Below are 20,959 nucleotides of genomic sequence, written 5' to 3' on the forward strand. Positions count from 1 at the left end.
CGCGTCGAGCCGCTTCTGGTGCAGGCCCGTCGACCGTGCCGACTGTGTGAGCCGCCGGGGTTGCGTTGAATGGGATGGCCAGCCCGACCGCAGCAAAGAGCGGCAGGTCGGAGCGCTCGTCGCCGACGGCTACGCAGCGCACAAGTATTCAGAAGGCGAGGACGGAGGCCGCGTCACTGCATAGCGGTGGCCGGGGGATGGTCGAATGATGTGGGGCAGCGAAAGGTGTACAGCGAGTATCCGCGTCCGATTTGCACGCCGACGGTGTCTGGGGACGCGGTCGGGTTTTCCTCGGTCGGGCGCCAGCTGCAATGCATGCCGTTCCAGTCGCTTGAGTCGACGGTGAGAATCAAGGTCATCGTGGTGCCGCAGGCGGCACAGTCCATCGGGTACGGGTCGGTCAGTGACCAGTTCGCGTACCCGCCGACCTTCCATCCCGGCGCGAGCGACAAGTCGCTTTGATAGTGGGGGCGGCTTTCGTCTTCGTGGTCGTCCCACTCGTTGAGCCGTTCGCGTAGGTCATCGGGGAGCAGGTCGGCGTATTGGTACTCGTGGACCTGCTCGGGGTGCACCACGCACGGAAGCGGCAGGTACATGTCGCTGATCACCGGCGGTTCGGGAGGCGCTTCGAGTAGCGGGCCGACGGTGGAACTGTTGCGCCAGTAGAGGAAGACGCGAGGGCTGTAGTGTCGGTCCGAGTGGTCCAATGGGCACCACAGCACCTGGAGCAGGTCGGTGCCGTCCGGACCGGCGTAGTCCGGGATGTCGTGCCGGTACAGCTGCGCGACCGGGACCAACGGGATGGGATCCTCGATCAGGTCGTCCAGTTGCAGAGCGTCGGCCGCATCGAGCTCGGCCCGCTCCTCGGCAGTCAAGAAGTCCCCGCCCGGCAGCGGCTTGCGGGCTTCCGCGGTCGCGAGGATTTCCCGCCTGCGGTGCAGGGCGGCCGGGGTGGTCAGGTTGTATGGCTCGTGCGCCCCGGCGTCGTCGCAGACCGGCCATTCCTCGTCGGCCGGCCACAACAGCGGTCCGCCGACCGAGCTGTCCGTAACGGTCGGAGCGCCGGGTCGGGGATGCAGGCGGGTAGCGGTGACGGAATGTTCCCGCAGTTCGGGGAAGAGCGCGGTGATATCCAGGGGACGCGGAGGTGTGGTGCGGACCATAGATGGGATCGTATGGTCCGCGTACAGGTCCTGGGCTCGATGGCTGGAGGCGGTAGGGCGGCGTCCGCAAACTCCGATGTGCGCACCGGCCCGCAGCCGGCAAAGCCCATATCGACTCCGCCGCGCGAGTGCGCCTCGTCCCGTGCCGTCGAGTCGGTGTGGTTGTCGCCGGTCCTGGCTGCCGTATCCGACGGTCACGAGTTGGCCCTGGCATGGGAAGGATCGGTCCGCTGCTCGATCGGGCATGATGGACAGGCATCCGGTGCGGTGAAGCGAAGGAGCGCGCCGTGGAGTTGCAACTGCGTATGTCCGACAAGGCTCGAGATTTCGTCGAGCAGGTTCTACACGAGATGCTGGTGCGATTCCCGATCACTCGGGACGAGGCGGTGGGCCGGGTGAACCAGGCATGGGGACACCTCGACCACATCGGCGATATGGACCTGATCTTCCACGAACCGCCGGACGATTGGGCTCGTACCATCTACTACGGTAAGGACTCGCGCTGGTGGCAAGGCGAGGACGGACTCAAGCCGTTGCCGTACGAGTCGGACGCGTGATGGGCGGAAGCCGGCGTCGCCGTCCATCATCCTCGACCTGAACGATGATCGTGTCGGGACGGTACTCGACGCGGACCGAGGCGGTGGCGGCCATGGCGTGTCGGGTGACGTTGGTCAGCGACTCCTGCACGATCCGGTACGCGGTCCGGTCTACCGTGGCTGGCAATCCCAAGTGGTGCCCTCGATCGTCAGCGTTGTGTCGAGGCCGTTCACCCGTGCCCGCTGCACCAGGTCCGCAACCTAGATCGCGTCGTGGCCACCGCCGCCGCCCTCGTGGCTCGCTGGCGCGCTGGCCCTGCCGCCGCACCATCCGTAACGTGAAGCGGAAATCGGCGGTGGCCCCCGCCGACGGTGGACCCGGTACCGGCAACGGCATCGTCGGTGGCTCCGCGGCCCTCGGTCTCGGGCCGACCGCCGCCCTGCTCGGTGGGATCGTGCTTGCCCGCAGCCGCCGCACCGCCTGACATCCACACCAATGGAGCGAACGGCTCCACAACATCACCCTCGCCGGCTGACCACCGGTCTCGCTCCGAGCAGCGTGATCGCCCAGGTGCCGACGGTCCTTGGGGCAAATCGTGGTATAGCGACGGCAAGTTCTAGCTAGGATAAGAGCCTATCTTTCGCCTCAATACACCCTGAACAGGTATCGATTTTGCCTCACATTTCGGGTGCTGTGTTGCCGGTGCTGCTGGCAATGACGCCGATCGTGCCGGCCAGCACCGTTCCGCAGGACCAGTCGGACTTCTCGCTGACCGTCAGCCCCAGCCGGATGGTCGTACGAGCCGACGAGATCGGGCAGCCGCGTCAGTTCACTGTGACCAACCGGGGTCGGTCGGCGATCGACGTCTCGATGCGAACCGCGAGCTTCGCGGTGGACCCCGCCGGGGCGTTGACGTTCCGCTCGGATGCGGCGCACACGGCGATCGACTGGGTCACGGTGGACCCGAAGCGTCTTCTGCTTGCCCCCGGTGCGGCTGAACTGGTGGAACTCCGGATCGCGGTACCGGCGAACGCCGAACCCGGCGAGCACCAGGTAGCGGTAATCTTCTCGGCGCCACCGCCGGCCAATGCACCCGGGACGAGCATCCGCCGCAGTGTCGGCGCGCCGGTCTACGTCACGGTGCCGGGCGACGCGATCGAGTCGGTGCAGGTCGCCGAGGTCGATGCGCCCGGTTTCGCGCTGCGTGGTCCGCTGGCGCTGACCGCAACGGTACGCAACGTCGGCACCCTTCATCGCGACTTCGTCGCGGCCGACCGGTTGCGGGCACGGGTGGCGGGGGAGGACGTGACGTTCCCCGACTTCACCCTGCTGCGCGACGGCAGCCGACAGGTCAGCGCCCGGTGGGACGATCCACCCCTGATCTGCGTCTGTCGGGTGACGGTCGCGGTGCCGAACTCGGATGGCCGGGCGGGGAGCGCGCAGGCGACGGTCGTCATCCTCCCGCTGCACCTCATCGGTCCGACGGTGGGGGGCCTCGTAATTGTGCTCCTGCTCGGCTGGATGCTCCGGCGTCACCGGGGCGGCGCCGCTGCGGCGGCGTCGGCTCCGTCCATGGTGGCTGGTGACGGAGGGCATCCGGCGCTGCCGGCGTCGGTTCTTGACGACCTGAACCGGTAGTCGGCGTGCTGTCCCTCGGTCCGTCCCGATTGGTCTGACTGGCGGGCCGACCGCGATCCGCCGAGCGTCTTTCACGATTCACGAAATCACGCTCAGACCCGTCCGGGCGGCTATTTGTCCTGTTTCTACCGATTGTGCCTGAAAGCGGCTCCTCGGTTGGCATACCCTCAATGCGTCTTATGGGGGGTTGACGCATGTGCGTGGCGATGGTGAATGACTTTACGGCGAGGCGACTTCGCAGCGGTGCCGCGACGATCGGTGTTCGTACCGCGTTGACGGTCGCAATCGTCGACAGCACGGACCTGAACCGTTGAACACCCGCACGCGGTCCTCGCGTCTGTTCGGTCGCCGGGAGGTCCGACGCCGAACCGCAGTTGGCGTCGTGGGTACCCTGCTGGCCACTCTGGTCGCCATACTCAACCCGGTCGTCGCCGAGGCGGCCGGCACCGTCCTGTTCGACCAGCCCTTCCACAACAACACCCCGGACGGCCTGGGGAGCGTCGTCCTGCCTGCCCTCCCCACCGGAATCCCCGGCACGAACGTCGCCTGCCTGACCGCCTCCGGCAACACCAGCGTCGGGGCACCGCGCAGCTGCCCGGCGGCGGCCGACCCGCCCGGTAGCGGCAAGCTGCGCCTCACCGACGCGACCACCAGCAAGACCGGAGGACTCTTCGGCGCGACCAGCGTGCCGACCGCGTCCGGTCTGGACATCACCTTCAACCTCTACCAGTACGGCAGCGGATCCTTCGGGGCCGACGGTATGGCCCTGGTCCTCGCCGCGGTCGATCCCGCCAGCCCGACTGCGCCCGCAACCATCGGCCAGTCCGGCGGAGGTCTCGGCTACAGCGGCACCAGGAACCTGGCCGGTCTGGCCAATGGGTATCTGGGCATCGGATTCGACGCCTACGGCAACTACAGCACCACCAACTACGAGGGCAGCGGCTGCACCGACCCGTCCTTCATCACCGTCCCCAGAATCCCTGGGCAGGTGGTGGTCCGGGGACCGGGCAGGGGCACGGTCGGCTACTGCGGCCTGAACAGCACCGCCACCAACGCCACGTCGCCGCCGGTCCCACTGCGCGCGGCCACGCGCGCGGCCTCGGTCGTACCGGTCGAGGTCGTGATCAACCCGACCACCTCGTCATTCACCACCGCCTCCGGTCTGGTGGTGGCGTCCGGGCGGTACATGGTGGTGTTCAGGCCCGTCGGCGCGAGCGTCTCGCGGGTCCTGGAAGGCCCGCTGCCAGTGGTCCCAGCCGGCCTCTACACCTCGCCGACCATGCTGAACAGCAACGGCATCCCGCGCCAGCTCGCCTTCGGCTGGGTGGCGTCCACCGGGTCGGTGGTGGACACGCACGAGGTCGACAACGCCAAAGTGGTGACCTTCAACCCGGTGCCTGACCTGGACGTCACGCAGACCAGTTACACCGGTCCGAACCCGCAGCCCGGTGACCCGGTCAACTACACGGTCGTTCCCTCGGTCGCGGTTGGCTCCAACGAGACGGCCCCGATCTCGGTGACCGCGACCACGCCGACGGGTGTGGTGCCGGTTGGTGCCTTCGGCAGCGGGTGGGTCTGCGCAGCCCCGTCCGGGCAGAGCATCACCTGCACCAACAGCAACGGCCCGTTCGCCAACGGGACGTCGCTGCCACCGATCTCGGTGGTCGGCATCGTCACCGGGTCCAACGTCACGCCCGCGATCATCCAGACCCAGTCCACGGTCACCGCCTCGTCCATCGACGCCAACCCCGGCATCTCGACCACCACGGTCGTGGGCACGCCGCCGACGACGCCCAGCGGGATCACCGTCTCGCCGGCGTCGAGCACGATCGCCGGGGGCGTCGCGGTGACGGTCGGCGGGACGAACATCGCCGGGGCGACCGCCATCGAGATCGGCACCACGGCTCAGCAGCAGGCCGGCACGCCGGTCACCCTGCTGCCCTGCCCGTCCGGCCCGGCGCCCGGCTGCTTCACGGTGAACGGCGACGGGACGTTGAGCATCTCGTCCATGCCCGCGCGCAGTAGCGCCGCCACGGTGAACGTCACAGTGGTCACCCGTGGTGTCGCCGCAGCGGCCACTTACGTCTACACCGACGTGCCGGCCACCCCGACCGCGCCGACCGCGACCGCCGGCCTGGCCAGCGCCACGGTGAACTGGACGGCGCCGGCGAGCAACGGAAGCCCGATCACCAGCTACATCGTCACCCCGATCCGCAACGGGGTGGCGCAGACCCCGATCACGTACGACGCGTCCACCACCAGCCGGGTGATCTCTGGGCTGACGGTCGGCGCGAGCTACACGTTCACCGTCGCGGCGGTCAACTCGCTTGGCACCAGCGCGACGAGTCCGGCGTCCAACGCGGTGGTGCCGTACGCGGTGCCCGGTGCTCCGACCATCACGGCGGCCAGCGCCGGTGACTCGTCGGCCACGCTGACCTGGACCGCCCCCAACGCCAACAGCAGCCCGATCACCTCCTATGTGATCACCCCGTACATCGGTGGGGTGGCGCAGACCCCACAGACCTTCGCCAGTGCGGCGACCACCCAGACGGTGACGGGGCTGACCCCGGGCACCGCGTACACGTTCACCGTGACGGCCCGCAACGCGGGCGGCGCCGGACCGCCCTCGGCGCAGTCCGCGCCGGTCATCCCGAACCAGTCGCCCAGCCTCACCAACCCCGCGCCGCCCGCCGGCGAGGTCAGCGTCCCCTACAGCAACCAGCTAACCGTGAACGGCGGTACGGCGCCATTTGCCTGGTCCATCAGCGCGGGCAGCCTGCCGCCCGGGGTGACCATCAACGCGAGCACCGGTCTGCTTTCCGGCACCCCCACCACGGCCGGGACCTTCTCCTTCACCGTCCGGGTGGTCGACGCCAGCAGCCAGGCGGCCACTCAGGCGCTGAGCATCGTCATCGCGCCCCTGCCGACGCTGACCTTCCCGCCACCGCCGCAGGGGCAGGTCGGCATCGCCTACAGCAGCCAGCTCACGGTGAACGGCGGCACCGGCCCGTTCGCCTGGTCGGTGAGCGCGGGCAGCCTGCCGCCCGGTGTGACCCTGAACCCGAGCACCGGTCTGCTCTCCGGCACCCCTACCACCGCCGGAAACTTCTCCTTCACCGTCCGGGTGGTTGATTCCTTCGGCCAGGCCGCCACCCGGACGGTCTCCCTCGGCATCACCGCGTCACCGACGCTGGCCTTCCCGCCGCCTCCGCCCGGCCAGGTGGGTGTCCCGTACAGCACCCAGCTCACCGTCAACGGCGGTACGGCACCATTCGTCTGGTCGGTGAGTGCGGGCAGCCTGCCGCCGGGGCTGACCCTCAACGCGAGCACCGGCCTGCTCTCCGGCACCCCGACCGCCGCCGGCAGTTCCAGTTTCACGGTGCGCGTGGTCGACGCCGCCGGTCAGGAGGCGACCCAACCGGTCACCTTGGTGATCACCACCGGGCCGCTCGTCGTGGTGAAGACCTCGAACGTGAACACCGTGGCGGCCGGCGGAACGGTGAACTACACGATCAGCGTAACCAACACCGCCTCGGTGGCCCTCAACGGCGTCACGATCACCGATCCACTCGGCGGTGTGCTCGACGACGCGGTCTACAACGCCGACGCGACCGCCACCTCGGGAACCGTATCGTTCGTCAACCCGACCCTGAGCTGGACCGGGAACCTGGCCGCCGGCGCGGCCGTGACCATCAGCTACTCGGTCACCGTGGCCAGCCCGCCAACCGGTGACCTGGTGTTGACCAACACGGTCACCTCGCCCACGCTCGGCACCAACTGCACGGCTGGCAGCCTCGACGCCCGGTGCACGGCCACCGTCCCGGTCTCCGCGCTCACCATCGTCAAGACGGCGAACAGGACCACCGCGACACCCGGCGACGTGGTCAGCTACACCATCGCGGTCACCAACACAGGGCAGGCCGCCTACCCGGCCGCCACCTTCACCGACGCGATGGGCGCGGTGCTCGACGACGCGGTCTACAACAACGACGCGGCGGCAACGACCGGGTCGGCCTCCTTCAGCTCGCCGAACCTGACCTGGACCGGCGGCCTGGCGGTCGGTGCCAGCGCCACCATCACCTACACGATGACCGTGCGCGCGCCGGACCCCGGCGACAAAGTCGTGACCAACACCGTCAGCTCCGGCAGCCTGGGCAGCAACTGCCCGGCCGGCGCCAACGACACCCGCTGTACCGCGACGGTCACCGTGCTGGTGCCCGGCCTGGTCCTGACCAACACCGCGAGCAGTTCGAGCACGACACCCAACTCCACCGTCGGCTACACGGTCACCATCACCAACAGCGGGCAGACCGCGTACACGGACATCAGTGTCGCCACCTCGCTGGCCGGGGTGCTCGGCCGGGCCACGTACAACAATGACGCGACCACCACCGCGGGTGCACTCTCGTACACCAGCCCCATCCTGACCTGGACCGGTGACCTCGCGGTCGGCGCGACGGTGACCGTGACATTCAGCGTGACGGTCAGCGCGGCGACCACCGGCGATCCGGTCCTGACCAGCGTGGTCTCGTCCTCGGCGGTCGGCAACAACTGCGCCCCCGGCAGCATCGACTCGCGGTGTACCGCGTCAGTGACCATCCTCATCCCCGGGCTGACGCTGCTCAAGACGGCGAGCGTGCCGAGCACGACGCCGGGCTCGACGGTGACCTACCAGATCGTCGTGACCAACACCGGCCAGTCGGCCTACCTGGGGGCGAACTTCACCGACTCGCTGGCCGGGTTGCTCGACGACGCGGTGTACGACGGCAACGCCGCCGCCACCTCCGGGACCGTCAGCTACACCAGCCCGACCCTCTCCTGGAGCGGTGACCTCGCCGTCGGCGCGTCCGCCACGATCACGTACTCGGTGACCGTCAACAATCCCGCGACCGGCGACCGGTCGATGGCCAACAAGCTGGTCTCCGCGACGCCGGGCGCCAACTGCGCTTCCGGCAGCGCGGACGCCCGCTGCTCGGTGACGGTCCCCGTCCTGCTGCCCGGGCTGACCCTGACCAACACCCCGAGCGCGGCCACCGCCACACCCGGCGACACCATCGGCTACACGATCACCATCGCGAACACCGGGGAGACGGCCTACCCGCTGACGACCAGCGTCACCAACCCGCTGGCCGACGTGCTCGACGACGCCGTCTACAACGGTGACGCCACGGCCGACAGCGGAACCGTCGGTGTCACCGGATCGGTGCTGACCTGGACCGGCGCGCTCGCGGTGGGTGCGACCGTCACCGTCCGATTCTCGGTGACCATCCAGGTCCCCGACGCCGGCTCCCGGGTGCTGACCTCGACTCTCAGCTCGACGGCGGTCGGCAACAACTGTCCGCCCGGTACGCCCGCCGCGTCCTGCACGGCGACGGTTACCGTGTTGCTGCCTGGTCTGACCATCGTCAAGACCGCGAACACCGCCTCCACCGTCCCGGGCGGCGTGGTGACCTACACGATCACCGTGACGAACACCGGCGAGACGGCGTACGCGGCGGCGGACTTCATCGACTCGCTGGCCAACCCGCTCAACGACGCCACCTTCAACGGTGACGCCACCGCCACGTCCGGCACGGTCAGCTACACCTCTCCCAACCTGAGCTGGGTGGGCGCACTGGGCCTCGGCGCCACCGCCACCATCACCTACTCGATGACGATCCTCGACCCCGATCCGGGCGATCAGTCGCTGGTCAACCGGGTGGTCTCCAGCACCCCGGGCAGCAACTGCCCGACCGGCAGCAGCGACGCGCGATGCACCGCCACCGTGCTGGTGCGGGTACCGGCCCTCACCATCACCAAGGCGCCCAGCGTGCCGACCACCGCGCCGGGCGCGACCGTCGGATACACCGTCACCATCAGCAACACCGGGGAGACCGCGTACCCGACGGTGACCGTCACCGACGCCCTGGCCGGAGTGCTCGACGACGCGGGCTACAACAACGACGCGGTGGCCTCGGCCGGCACGGTCGGTTACGTCAGCCCCGATCTGACCTGGACCGGAGCTCTGGCCCTCGGAGCCTCGGTGACGATCACCTACTCGGTGACGGTCAACGACCCGGTCGCCGGTGACCTGATCCTCACCAACCGGGTCAGCTCGACGGCGGTGGGCAGCAACTGTCCCACCGTCGGCGGCAGCGACGCCCGATGCACCGTCAGTGTGCCGGTGGCCCGGCTCCTGATCGTCAGCACCACCGACGTCGCCACCACCACACCGGGCGGCGTGGTCCGGATCAACGCTACCTACACCAACACCGGCCAGGTCCCCTACCAGAACATCAGTGTCGCCTTCGACGCCACCGGCCTGGGCACCAACGTCACCGGCAACGGCGACCAGACCGCATCCTCCGGCACGCTGACCCTCGGTCCGACCGGCGCGGTCTGGACCGGTGACATCCCGGTCGGCGCGACCGTCACCCTGAGCGGCAGCATCACCGTGTTCAACCCCTACCTGGGCGACCCGTCGCTCACCGCCACGTCGGTGTCGGCTGCCCCGGGCAACAACTGCCCCCCAGGAGGTTCCGACCCACGATGCTCGATCAGCGTGACCGTGCTGATACCGGGTCTCGCGCTGGACGTCGTCGCGGACACGGCGACCGCCGCTCCGGGGCAGACCGTCGGTTACACCGTGACGATCACCAACTCCGGTACCGCGCCGTACACCGCGATCAGCGTGGCCAATCCGCTGGCTGCGGTGCTGGACGACGCGATCTACAACGGTGACGCGGTCGCCAGCGCAGGCACCGTGGCCTTGGCCGGCACCACCCTCACCTGGAGTGGTGACCTGGCGGTCGGAGCGATCGTCACGATCACCTACTCGGTGGTGGTGCGCTCGCCCGACCCAGGCAACAAGATCATGCTCAACACCCTGCAGTCCACCGCTGTCGGCAGTTCCTGCAGCGCGACGACGACGGCGCCGGGGTGCACCTCGAGTGTGTCGGTCCTGACCCCTGCGCTGACCGTCGCCAAATCCGCGAGCGCCACGACGACGTCGCCGGGCAGCACGGTGGCCTACACGCTGACCATCACCAACAGCGGGCAGACTCCGTACACCGCGACCAGCGTCGCCGACGACCTGACCGGCGTCCTCGACGACGCGGCCTACAACGCGGACGCGAGCGCCACGGCTGGTACGGTCTCCTACACCGCGCCGGTGCTCACCTGGACCGGCAACCTGGCCGTCGGTGCCACCGTCACGATCACCTACACCGTGACCGTCGCCAATCCCGCGGTCGGTGACGACGCGCTGGTCAACGTCGCCAGCTCCGCCGCGGCCGGAGCCAACTGTCCGGTGGGCGGCGTCGACCCCCGGTGCACCGTCACCGTCGCGGTCGTTGACGAAACCCAATTGGCGTTCACCAAGACCGCGGACGTGGCCTCGGCCGCCGTCGGTTCGGTGGTCACGTACACGGTGGTGGTGTCGAACTCCGGGCTCACTCCGTACGTCGGGGCGACCTTCGATGACTCGTTGGCCGACGTGCTCGACAACGCCGTCTACAACAACGACGCCTCGGCCGGCGGGATGGGCACCATCAGCTACACCGCTCCGGTGCTCACCTGGACCGGCAACGTGCCGGCAGCCGGGTCGGTGACCATCACCTACACCGTGACGGTGCAGCCGGTCAGCGGTGACAACCTGATGGTCGACACGGTGGTCTCCAGTGCCGGGAACAACAACTGTTCCGCTGGCAGCGTCGACCCGCGGTGCACCGCGCGGGTCACCGTCTCCCAGGTGACCATTCAGAACACCGCCGACAGGGCCACCGTGCTGCCCGGCGGCACGGTCGTCCTCACCACCACCATCACCAACGACGGCGGCACCGCCTACTTCGGCGCCTCCGTCAACCTGGGTGGCGCCGACCTGCTCGACGACGCCGTGCCGACCGGCGACACCGTCACCTCCGGCGCCCTCGTGGTCGGCCCGGCCGGTCTCGCGTGGATCGGTGACCTGCCGGTCGGCGGCGTGGTGACCATCGCCAGCACCTTCCTGGTCCGGAATCCAGACCCGGGCGACAAGATCATCACAAGTACGGCCAGTTCGGCGATCCAGGGGAACAACTGCCCGGTCGGCGGCACCGATCCGCGCTGCACCGTCCGGGTCGACGTGCTGGTGCCGGCGCTCAGCATCGTCAAGGTCGCCGACACGCCGGTGACGACACCGGGCAGCACGGTCGGCTACACCATCACCGTCCGCAACACCGGAACCGCCCCGTACCTGGGCGCCGTGGTCACCGACGACATGACCGGCGCACTCGACGACGCGACCTTCGGCAACGACGCCACCACCACCGCGGGCAGCGTGTCGTACGCGGCGCCCACGCTGACCTGGACCGGTGACCTTCCGGCGGGGCAGAGCGCGGTCATCTCGTACACGATGACGGTCCTCAGCCCCGATCCGGGTGACAAGACGATGGTGAACGCCGTCTCCTCGACGGAGCCTGGCAGCACGTGCCCACCGGCCAGCTCCAACCCGGACTGCTCGGTGCTGGTACCCGTGCTCACGCCCGGCCTGGGCATCACCATCACCGCCGGTACGGCCAGCACGACGCCCGGTGCGCAGGTGGGGTACACCATCTCCATCGTCAACACCGGACAGACCGCGCAGACCGGCGTCACGGTGACCAATGCGCTGGCCGGGCTGCTGGACGACGCGACCTACAACGGTGATGCCGTGGCGACCACCGGCGCGGTCACCTTCACCAGCCCTAACCTGCTCTGGACGGGCACCCTCGCACCCGGGGCGACGGCCACGATCACCTACTCCGTAACGGTTGCCGCGCCGGACGCCGGTGATCGGCTCCTGACCAGCCGGGTCAGCTCCGCGGCCGTTGGCAGCAGTTGCGTCGTCGGCAGCACCAACCCGGCCTGTACGGCCACCGTGACGGTTTCGGTGCTCCGCATCGTCAACGCGGCGAACGCGCCCACCTCGGTGCCAGGCGGCACGGTCGGGTTCACCACCACGGCCACCAACACCGGGACGACCCCGCTGACCGCGATCGAGATCACGACCAACTTCGCCGGCGCGGTCGACGACGCCACGTACAACGGCGACGCCGCGTCCTCGACCGGCACCGTGGTTCTGGTGCCCAACACGTCCTCGATCCGGTGGACCGGTGACCTGCCGGTGGGCGCCTCGGTCACCATCACCCGCTCGTTCACGGTCCGCAACCCCGACCCGGGCAACCGGATCATGACCTCGGTGGTCAACTCGACCGCTCCCGGTAACAACTGCCCGGCGGGCGGCACCGACCCGGCGTGCACGGCGACGGTCACCATCCTCATCCCGGCGCTCAGCGTGCTGAAGACCGCCGATCGCGCCACCACCGTCCCCGGCGGCGTCGTCGCTTACACGATCACCGTCACCAACGTCGGTGAGACCCCGTACACAGGGGCCACCGTCACCGACAGTCTTGCCGGCCTGCTCGACGACGCCACCTACAACGGTGACGCGGTCGCCAGCGCGGGTGGCGTCTCCTACAGCGCGCCGCTCCTCACCTGGACCGGTGACCTGGCGATCGACGGGTCGGTGACCATCACCTACACCATCACCGCCGACGATCCCCAGACCGGCGGGCGGGTCCTGGTCAACACGGTCAGCTCCACCGCCGCCGGCAGTAACTGCCCGCCGGGAGGTTCGGATTCGGCCTGCACGGCGACAATTCAGGTGTTGCTGCCGGCCCTGAGCATCGACAAACACGCCAACGTCGGCACCACCACCCCGGGTGGCACGGTGGGCTACACCATCACCGTCACCAACATCGGCCAGACCGACTACACCGGGGCCACCCTGAGTGACAGTCTCGCTGCCGTGCTCGACGACGCCACCTACAACAACGACGCGGTCACCACCGGCGGCGTGGTGTCGTACGTCGCGCCGACGCTGACCTGGACCGGTGACCTCGCCGTCGGCGGCAGCGCCGTGATCACCTACTCGGTAGCGGTGCACGACCCCTCCGACGGCGACCGAAGCATGACCAACGCGGTCACCTCCACGACGCCGGGCAGCAACTGCCCGGCCGGGGGGACCGACCCGGACTGCACGGTCACCGTCGCCGTCCTCATCCCGGCGCTCAGCATCACCAACGTCGCCGACGTGGCCACCACCACGCCCGGCAGCGTCGTCCGGTTCACCGCCACCTTCACCAACACCGGCCCGACACCGTACGTCGGCATCCGGGTGGTGACCAACGCCGCGAACGTCTTCGACGACGCCCGGCCCAACGGGGACCAGGTCGCCAGCTCCGGTACGTTGACCGTGGTCGGCGCCGCCGTGACCTGGATCGGCGACATCCCGGTCGGTGGTGTCATCGTGATCACCGGCACGGTCACGGTCAACGACCCGGACACCGGTAACCGGACGCTGGCCAGCACCATCACCACCGACGCGCCCGGCAGCAACTGCTCGACCGTCGCACCCGGACCCGGGTGCACCGTGAGCGTGGCCGTGCTGCTGCCCGGCCTCGTCATCGACAAGACCGCCGACAACCCCACCATCACGCCGGGTGGCACCGTCACGTACACCATCAGCGCCACGAACACCGGCGAGACCGACTACGTCGACACCACGATCACCGACTCGCTCGCCGGCCTGCTCGCCGACGCGGTCTACAACGCCGACGCCGTCGCCAGTTCCGGGGTGGTCTCCTACGCGGCACCGGTGCTCACCTGGCGCGGTGACCTGCCAACCGGCACCGCCGTGACGATCACCTACACCGTCACGGTCAGCGGTGACCAGACGGCCGGGCGCACCCTCGCCAACACGGTCACCTCCGACGCGGCGGCCAACAACTGTGCGGTGGGCAGCATCGACCCGCGGTGCAGCGTCCGCGTCGCCATCCTCATCCCCGGGCTGGGCATCACCAAGACGGCGGATACTGCCACCGTCACCGCCGGCGGCACGGTCACCTACACGATCACGGTCACCAACACCGGGCAGTCGCCGTACACCGGTGCGACCCTCGCGGACTCACTCGTCGGTGTGCTCGACGACGCCGCCTACAACGCCGACGCCACCGCCAGCTCCGGGGTTGTCTCGTACGCGGCGCCGGTACTGACCTGGACCGGTGACCTCCCGGTCGCGGCGGTTGCGGTGATCACCTACTCGGTCACGGTGAACTTCCCGAGCACCGGCGACCGGAGTCTCGCCAACACGGTCAGCTCCAGCACGGTGGGCGCGGACTGTCCGGGGTCACCGGCGTGCACCGCCACGGTCGCGATCCTGATCCCGGAGCTGACCATCACCAAGACCGCGAACACCGGCAGCGTCGTCGCGGGTGGCACGGTGCAGTATTCGGTGCTGATCACCAACAGTGGGCAGTCGCCCTACCGTGGCGCCACGGTCACCGACTCGCTCGCCGACGTCCTCGACGACGCCGTCTACGCCGGCGACGCCGTGACCACCACGGGCGTGCTGTCCTACACCGCCCCGGTGCTCACCTGGACCGGTGACCTGCCGGTCGGCGCCACCGCCGCGATCACCTACAGCGCCACCGTCAACCAACCGGTGTCCGGCGACGGGAGCCTGGTCAACACCGTGGCCTCCACCACCCTCGGTAACACCTGCCCGGCGGGTGGGGGCGGCGCAGCATGCACGGCGACGGTCGTCGTGGCCGCGCAGTCGATCACGTTGTCCGGCCTGCCGGCCGGGTTCACCCTGACCGGTCGGCCTCAGCAGGTGGTCGGTCAGCCAGAGGCGGTCACGATGACCGTCACCACCAACAGCCCCACCGGATACGCCGTGACAGTGCGCGGGCTGGCGCCCGAACTGGTTGGGGCGAATCCCGAGAATCCGTACACGATCCCGATCGAGAACCTGCGGGTACGGGAGAGCGGTACCAGCGTCTTCCGCGAACTCTCCGATGTGACGCCGGTGGTGGTGCACCGCCAGCCCGGGCCGTCGGCGCCCGGCGGGGACGCGATTGGCAACGACTACGAGGTCAGCATTCCCGCAGTCGTAGCCGACGAGTACTCCACCACGTTGGAATACGTGGCGATTACCGAGTAACAGCTTGAGGAGCATCATGCGAAGGATCCCTGTCCTGGCGACCACACTGGCCGCCTGGGTGCTGGCCGGGCCAGCGGTCGCCCCGGCGCAGGCGGCGGCCCCGACGCCGAAGCCGTCCGCGTCGGCCTCGCCGCCCGGCCCGCTCCTCAGCATCACGGTGGACGACGGCCGGACCGAGGTCGCCGTCGGCGACGAGCTGACATACCGGCTCACCGTCCGCAATCTCGGCACCACCAAAGTGGCCGACATCAAGGTCTCGCAGAGCCTGCCGACCGGGTTGACCCTTGTCTCCGCCGACCGCGGAGGCAAGGCTCGGGACGGCGCGGTCACCTGGGACACCGATCTGACCGTGGATCAGGAGTCCACCTTCACCACTGTGGCCCGGGTCGGTGAGACGCCAAAGGATCTGCTGCGACTCGCCACGGTCGCGTGTGCCACCGCCAAGGGCGGCAAGAAGCCACTCGTCTGCGCGACCCACTCCGATCTGCTCCCGGCCGGCGCTGTCGCCCCGGCCGCCGAGGACTCCGGCACCTCCTGGCTCTGGTCCGCAGGTGCGGCGGTGGCGCTGCTCATCGTCGGCCTGGGCGCGATCGTCCTGCTTCGCCGCCGCCGACGCCGGGTTGCGCCCGCGCACGCCCACTCGGCGTCCCGACCGACCGAGAGCACCGACCGAATGGCCGGCGCGGTCAGTCTGGACTGAGTGAGCCCGCGCCCCGGCGGCCGCCGAGAGGCGGTTGCCGGGCCGGCGCTCGGCGTACGGCGCCGATCAGGCGACCGAGTGGGTCACGGTTCCGCGGTAGACGCCAACCACCGTGGACGGTGACAGCTCAAAGATCAGGGTCGGGTTCCAGCTGGCGCTGTTCAGTCCGTCACCGGTGGTCCTGCTGAACGCGGTCGGTTCCGTGGCGAGTGGCACCGCCTCGGCCGCGGTGGGCTGACCCGGTACGAGGACACCCGTGCCGACATCCTGCGTAGCTGGCCCCGACCAGTAGTCGATCGTGCTGGCCGGGATCGTCTCTTCCGGCGTCCCGCCACCGGTGGTGAAGTCAGTCGCTGTCACGGTCGCCACCCAGGTCGCCGCGAGCTGCGCGCGATCGTCGACGACGGTGACCGTGCCGAGCTGACCGGAGATGCCCTCGTCGGGCGACCCGTGCCCGAGATCTGCGCTCGCCGGCACGATGATGGAGAGTTCACCGCCGGCGACGACGACGGTGGCCGTGACGTCGCCGGTGCTGTCGGCCCGGGCGTGCGTGGGACAGACCACCAGACACGCCGCTCCGATTGCCACGGTCAATTCGAAGGACCTACGCATTGTTGTTCCCGTCATCACGTCCCAGTCAGCTGCGTCTCCTCGCACCGAGCCTAACGGCCGCGAACCTCGCGCACTCACAAAGTGGACATAATGGAGACCCCGACCCGGTCGCGCCCGGAGCCGCGCCCCTGCCGACGATGCCCCCACTTACGGTCAGGCAGCCCACTGCCCCGTCTGGACCGCACCTGTCGTCCGCCCCCCTACGGTGGGCTCGTTCAAACCCGCCGGGGTGCGCCACGTCAAGCTGGCCGCCGTCGTTCCTTTCACCCCCGGTCGGGAGCCGTCCTTTGAACGACGAGCACATCCCACCGCGTGTCTTGGCACCGGCATCAAGCGGCTCGCATGACTGCGTAGGCCACACGCAGGGTGCGATGTGTCCGAGCGGTGAGGACCGCCGCCGTCGGTTTTCGTCATTCAAGCCTCACGCCGACCAGCTTCCCGGCGCTTCGGATTTGAGCTGTTCCTACCTCGGAGAATCTGGGTGGCGAAGTGGCTGCCGTTGTGGCCGTGTCAAGAATCGATCCGTGGTCGTAACGGGTGCGTGAAAGGCGTCGACGATGGCAGGCCGGCGGACTGAGATGGCGTCAGGTGGACTCGACGTGCGAGTCGGTACGGTCGCCGGAGGTTTGCCATGGCGGTGGATCACAAAATGTGGAGAACAAGGAGCGCGCGGCGGACGCCGACGGGCGTCAGCGTCGCGATCGGCTGGACGGCGATGATCGCCGCGTCCCTTGTGGCGGCGGCGCTGGTTCCTGACCTGCGCGCCGTGGCCGCGGTCACCGGTTTGGCCATGGCCACGTTCGTCGGGTTCCTGGCGAACCAATTCGGCGAGCTGACCGGCGGTGACGGTGCCTGGTCGTACGCTGTGGTGATTGGCATCGGTGGGGTCCTCGGGATCGGTTACCGGTTCATGCGGCAGGTTCCGCAGGCGCGACGAGCGCATTCGGAACCGCTGCAGGTGGTGGCGGACGACCCTTTCCTGATGCACGTGATGGAGCTGTCGTGCCGCCGGACAACGCCTTCGACGGCCGTCGTGCGGCTTGAGCCCGCTGGTCGCTCCGCCCATCACATGACGACGGTGAGGACAGACCAAAACCGCCTACCTGTCGCGGGCACTAACCGGGCACGCCCGCCCCGGAGGCACTGTCAGCGCTCGATGTGGCATCCCATCATGGCGGTGCGCTCGTGTGGGAGATTGAAAGGTCGGCTGCGCGGGCTGCCTGGGATAGGGGAGCAGGCCCAGGCATTCGTAGTACCGCAGCGCACGCCCAGACCGGTTCCTGAAGCGCGCCGAGATCGTATCGTCGCCCGACCGCCTCCCGGTCACACACCGCTGGTCCGAGGAGGAACTGTTGCTCGATGCGTCGGGCGATCCGTGGGTATAGAGAGGGTTAGGAGCCGGCGCCGGTCGGGTTGAGGAAGACGAATCGGATCGCCGGGTTACGCGCGGTGAGCCGTCGTCTGGCCTCGTCGGCCACGCCCTCAACGTCGGCGGCCATGACGTGGTCGGCAAAGTTGACCTTCGCGACAACGAGAATGTCGTCGGGACCGAGCTGCAGGGTCAGCAGCTCCACGATGCCTTGCACGTATGGCAGGGCGGACAATTCCCGGCGAATCTCGTCCTGAACTGGCTCCCTTGCTGACCGGCCGACGAGCAGAGCGAGGTTGTTGCTGGCCAGAACAGTGGCCACCACGAGGAGCAGTACACCGATGGCGACCGATGCTATGCCATCCCAAGCCGGGTCACCGGTCAGCTGCGCGAGCCCCAGGCCTGCGCCGGCGATCCCCAGGCCGATCAGGGCTGCGCTGTCCTCCAGGAACAACGCCTTGATGGCAGTGTTGGGCGTGCGCCGCAGGACCCTAGCTGCACTGATGTCCCAGCGCTTGGCCCGGCGCCGTACCTGCTGCACCGTCCGCAGCAGGGACACCGACTCCAGGACGAAGGAGACGACCAGTACCGCGTACGAGACGAAGTAGTCTCCAGTCTCCTTGGTCGATGCGATGACGTGCACGCCGTGGGTGATGGAGAAGCCGGCACCGCTGACGAAGGTGAAGACCGCGGCGAGGAGGGCCCAGATGTAGCTTTCCCGCCCGTAGCCGAAAGGGCGCCCGGGGTCGGCCCGGCGGCGGCCGCGACGCAGCGCCACGAACAGCAGTACCTCGGTCGTGGTATCGGCGAACGAATGCGCGGCCTCCGACAGCACGGCCGCCGAACCCGAGAGCAGACCCGCAACCACTTTGGCCGCTGCGACAGCGACGTTGACGAGACCAGCCACGATCACCGTGCGGACGCTCTGCGACTGCGCGTCCGATTCGGTCATAAAGCCAGGCTATGGGCCGGGTGTCGGCCGGGCGGACAAACCGACAGGCACACGCGGTGCCCCGGACCACCTGCCGCCGGCTGAGCTTCGCCAACGATCTCACCCTTCGCAGCTGAACGCGGTGACCGACAAACGTGAGTCGGGTTAGGCGCGACCAGGTGCCTGCCCGGCTTGACACCAGGGCTGTCGCCCGGGGTGGCCGCTGCCGCCGGGCTGACGGTCCGCGAGGTGTTCGGCCGCCATCGCCGCTGGTTCGGCGAGCTGGCCACGGACAGCTTCGGCGCGGTCAACCCAACGACGTGAGGTCAGTGCCAGCGAACATCTGCTCGGGGGGTCCGTTGATCGGGCATAAAAGGCAGGCCAATGCTGCGGGAATCCTGGGTGGGTGTTCGGCTTGCCGGAATGCGGCGGGTCAGGGGCGGCTGGTTGCACGCGACAAGTGGATCGGCGATCTGCGCGGCTGCGCGGCTGCCCGGCTGCGTTCAGTGGCCCGCAGGACCGATGTCAACGGCGGCACGGGAGGCCCGGTAGTCCCGAGGGGGCGCTCCCATCACCCGCTTGAAGGCGGTGCTGAAGGCGGCCTCCGAGCGGTATCCCAACTCGGCGGCGACCGAGGAGACTGTCCGGTCGGACTTCAGCAGGATTTGCTTGGCCGTGTGCATGCGCAGGCTCAGCAGGTACCTGCCAGGGCTCTCCCCGACGGCCGCCTTGAATTTCTCCGCGAAGCCCGAGCGTGACATCCGCGCCGTTCTCGCGAGCTCGTCGACGGACCAGGTGCGCGCGACGTCGTCGTGCATCATCGTCAGGGCCGCGTCCACCCCGGGATCGATCAGCGCCGCCGCGTACGCCCGCTCACCGGGAGGTCCAACGGTGCTGGCGGTCAGATGAGCGCGCAGCCCGTGCAGCAGGATGATGCGCGCCAGATGGTCGAGCATGAGCGTCTGTCCCGGCCGGGGCGCGGCCATCTCGTACGTCAGGAGTTGAATCGTCGCCCGAAGCACGCCGGTGGTGTCCGCGTCGGCGGCGAGGTGTACGACCGGCGGAAGTGCGTTGATCAGCAGCTCGCCGTTGGCGCGGTCGAAATGCAGGCGCCCGCCGACCAGGGTGGTGTCATGGCCGTTGCCGCAGTAGCCGAGGTCCTCGGCCGACGTCCAGACCTCCTCCGAACGCACGGCGGTGATCCCCGGAGTGCTGGCGAGCTGATAGTCCTGACCGCCGACCACCAGATAGCAGTCGCCCTGCCGCAGGTGCAGCGGTGCCTTCACGGTCGCCACGGTGAGCCAACAGGCTCCGGAAAGTACCACTCCGAACTTCACGTGCATCTGACCGCGGTAGGAGATCGCCCACTCACCGCCGGCTCGCAGCTCGGCGCAGACGGCACCTTCGATGTTCGATAGGGCCAGCACATGGGACAGGGGATCCATTTCGACTCCGGGACTATCGCGAAACAATTCTGGCGTTTCTCGCATGCATTTCGGGCAACCCTAGAAGCTAATCTTGGATCTGGCAAAGAACAGCCCGAAGGGAATAGACGATGAGCGACGATGTTCGGGTGATCGCCGACAAGGCGTATGACGCCCTGGTCCAGGGATTCCAGACGGGTTCGTGGGAGAGCTTCTTCGACCTGTTTGACGATGAGGTGGACGTGATCCTCCCGGCCCCGCAGACCGGGCACTTCACCGGGGCCGAGGGGCGGGAGAAACTGGTCGGGTTCTTCAGCGTGTTCACGCCCGGTGCCAGCCGGTTCGACAAGGTCGAGGTGATTTCCAAGACCGTCGCGGAGGATCGCGTCGTCTTCGAGGACTGGGCTCGGGGTGTCTTCTTCAACGAGCCGTACGCGGCCCGGCACTGCATTCACGTCATGGTCCGAAACGGCAAGGTCGTGGGCTTTCACGAATACAACCGACCGCTCGACTGAGCGCGGTCCATCGAGCGTGCGCCAACAGTAGTAGGTATTCTGCCGCGATCCGCACTACCGCGCCCAGAA

General features: G+C 68.8%; 12 protein-coding genes. 7 read left to right on the forward strand and 5 right to left on the reverse strand.

What is annotated here, in order from left to right; translation table 11 throughout:
* Positions 1 to 173: 173 nt before the first annotated feature.
* A complete protein-coding gene (locus tag ACIBD9_RS18055) occupies positions 174 to 1,163 on the reverse strand; it encodes a hypothetical protein (protein WP_396718976.1) in 990 nt (329 codons plus the stop codon).
* A gap of 287 nt (positions 1,164 to 1,450) precedes the next feature.
* On the opposite strand from ACIBD9_RS18055, the gene ACIBD9_RS18060 reads away from it, so the two are divergent.
* The 5 genes from ACIBD9_RS18060 to ACIBD9_RS18080 all read left to right on the forward strand — a co-directional run bounded on the left by ACIBD9_RS18060 (position 1,451) and on the right by ACIBD9_RS18080 (position 16,039).
* A complete protein-coding gene (locus tag ACIBD9_RS18060; protein ID WP_396718978.1) occupies positions 1,451 to 1,720 on the forward strand; it encodes a hypothetical protein in 270 nt (89 codons plus the stop codon).
* A 317-nt stretch (positions 1,721 to 2,037) separates the two neighbouring features.
* Entirely contained in the window at positions 2,038 to 2,184 is a 147-nt protein-coding gene (locus ACIBD9_RS18065; protein WP_396718980.1) for a DUF6223 family protein, read from the forward strand.
* A 230-nt stretch (positions 2,185 to 2,414) separates the two neighbouring features.
* A complete protein-coding gene (locus ACIBD9_RS18070) occupies positions 2,415 to 3,338 on the forward strand; it encodes a hypothetical protein (protein ID WP_396718982.1) in 924 nt (307 codons plus the stop codon).
* A gap of 382 nt (positions 3,339 to 3,720) precedes the next feature.
* Complete coding sequence (locus ACIBD9_RS18075) at positions 3,721 to 15,339, forward strand: putative Ig domain-containing protein (protein ID WP_396718984.1); 11,619 nt, start codon at positions 3,721 to 3,723, stop codon at positions 15,337 to 15,339.
* A gap of 16 nt (positions 15,340 to 15,355) precedes the next feature.
* Complete coding sequence (locus ACIBD9_RS18080) at positions 15,356 to 16,039, forward strand: hypothetical protein (protein WP_396718985.1); 684 nt, start codon at positions 15,356 to 15,358, stop codon at positions 16,037 to 16,039.
* 66 nt (positions 16,040 to 16,105) lie between these two features.
* On the opposite strand, the gene ACIBD9_RS18085 is transcribed toward ACIBD9_RS18080, so the two are convergent.
* The 3 genes from ACIBD9_RS18085 to ACIBD9_RS18095 all read right to left on the reverse strand — a co-directional run bounded on the left by ACIBD9_RS18085 (position 16,106) and on the right by ACIBD9_RS18095 (position 18,972).
* Positions 16,106 to 16,627, reverse strand: coding sequence for a hypothetical protein (locus ACIBD9_RS18085; protein WP_396718986.1), 522 nt, complete (start codon positions 16,625 to 16,627; stop codon positions 16,106 to 16,108).
* 666 nt (positions 16,628 to 17,293) lie between these two features.
* Complete coding sequence (locus ACIBD9_RS18090) at positions 17,294 to 17,530, reverse strand: hypothetical protein (RefSeq protein WP_396718988.1); 237 nt, start codon at positions 17,528 to 17,530, stop codon at positions 17,294 to 17,296.
* A gap of 512 nt (positions 17,531 to 18,042) precedes the next feature.
* The gene (locus tag ACIBD9_RS18095) at positions 18,043 to 18,972 is read right to left on the reverse strand and encodes a cation diffusion facilitator family transporter (RefSeq protein ID WP_396718990.1); all 930 of its coding nucleotides are present in this window, start codon (positions 18,970 to 18,972) and stop codon (positions 18,043 to 18,045) included.
* 171 nt (positions 18,973 to 19,143) lie between these two features.
* On the opposite strand from ACIBD9_RS18095, the gene ACIBD9_RS18100 reads away from it, so the two are divergent.
* Positions 19,144 to 19,275, forward strand: a complete 132-nt coding sequence (locus tag ACIBD9_RS18100) for a hypothetical protein (RefSeq protein WP_396718992.1) — start codon at positions 19,144 to 19,146, stop codon at positions 19,273 to 19,275.
* Positions 19,276 to 19,454: 179 nt separating this feature from the next.
* Here ACIBD9_RS18100 and ACIBD9_RS18105 read toward each other — a convergent pair whose 3' ends face one another.
* Positions 19,455 to 20,396 carry an AraC family transcriptional regulator gene (locus ACIBD9_RS18105; protein ID WP_396718994.1) on the reverse strand — a complete coding sequence of 314 codons (942 nt, stop codon included), beginning with the start codon at positions 20,394 to 20,396 and terminating at the stop codon, positions 19,455 to 19,457.
* 110 nt (positions 20,397 to 20,506) lie between these two features.
* On the opposite strand from ACIBD9_RS18105, the gene ACIBD9_RS18110 reads away from it, so the two are divergent.
* A complete protein-coding gene (locus ACIBD9_RS18110; RefSeq protein WP_396718996.1) occupies positions 20,507 to 20,890 on the forward strand; it encodes a nuclear transport factor 2 family protein in 384 nt (127 codons plus the stop codon).
* The last annotated feature ends 69 nt before the right edge of the window (positions 20,891 to 20,959 follow it).

This window comes from Micromonospora sp. NPDC050784, from assembly GCF_044456765.1.
Lineage (GTDB): Bacteria > Actinomycetota > Actinomycetes > Mycobacteriales > Micromonosporaceae > Micromonospora > Micromonospora foliorum.

Bases quoted from the DNA above. Each gene is read 5' to 3' on its own strand.
- ACIBD9_RS18055 (WP_396718976.1), bottom strand. From the start codon at position 1,163: ATGGTCCGCACCACACCTCCGCGTCCCCTGGATATCACCGCGCTCTTC.
- ACIBD9_RS18080 (WP_396718985.1), top strand. From the start codon at position 15,356: ATGCGAAGGATCCCTGTCCTGGCGACCACACTGGCCGCCTGGGTGCTG.
- ACIBD9_RS18110 (WP_396718996.1), top strand. From the start codon at position 20,507: ATGAGCGACGATGTTCGGGTGATCGCCGACAAGGCGTATGACGCCCTG.
- ACIBD9_RS18095 (WP_396718990.1), bottom strand. From the start codon at position 18,972: ATGACCGAATCGGACGCGCAGTCGCAGAGCGTCCGCACGGTGATCGTG.
- ACIBD9_RS18090 (WP_396718988.1), bottom strand. From the start codon at position 17,530: ATGCCAATCACCACAGCGTACGACCAGGCACCGTCACCGCCGGTCAGC.
- ACIBD9_RS18070 (WP_396718982.1), top strand. From the start codon at position 2,415: ATGACGCCGATCGTGCCGGCCAGCACCGTTCCGCAGGACCAGTCGGAC.
- ACIBD9_RS18105 (WP_396718994.1), bottom strand. From the start codon at position 20,396: ATGGATCCCCTGTCCCATGTGCTGGCCCTATCGAACATCGAAGGTGCC.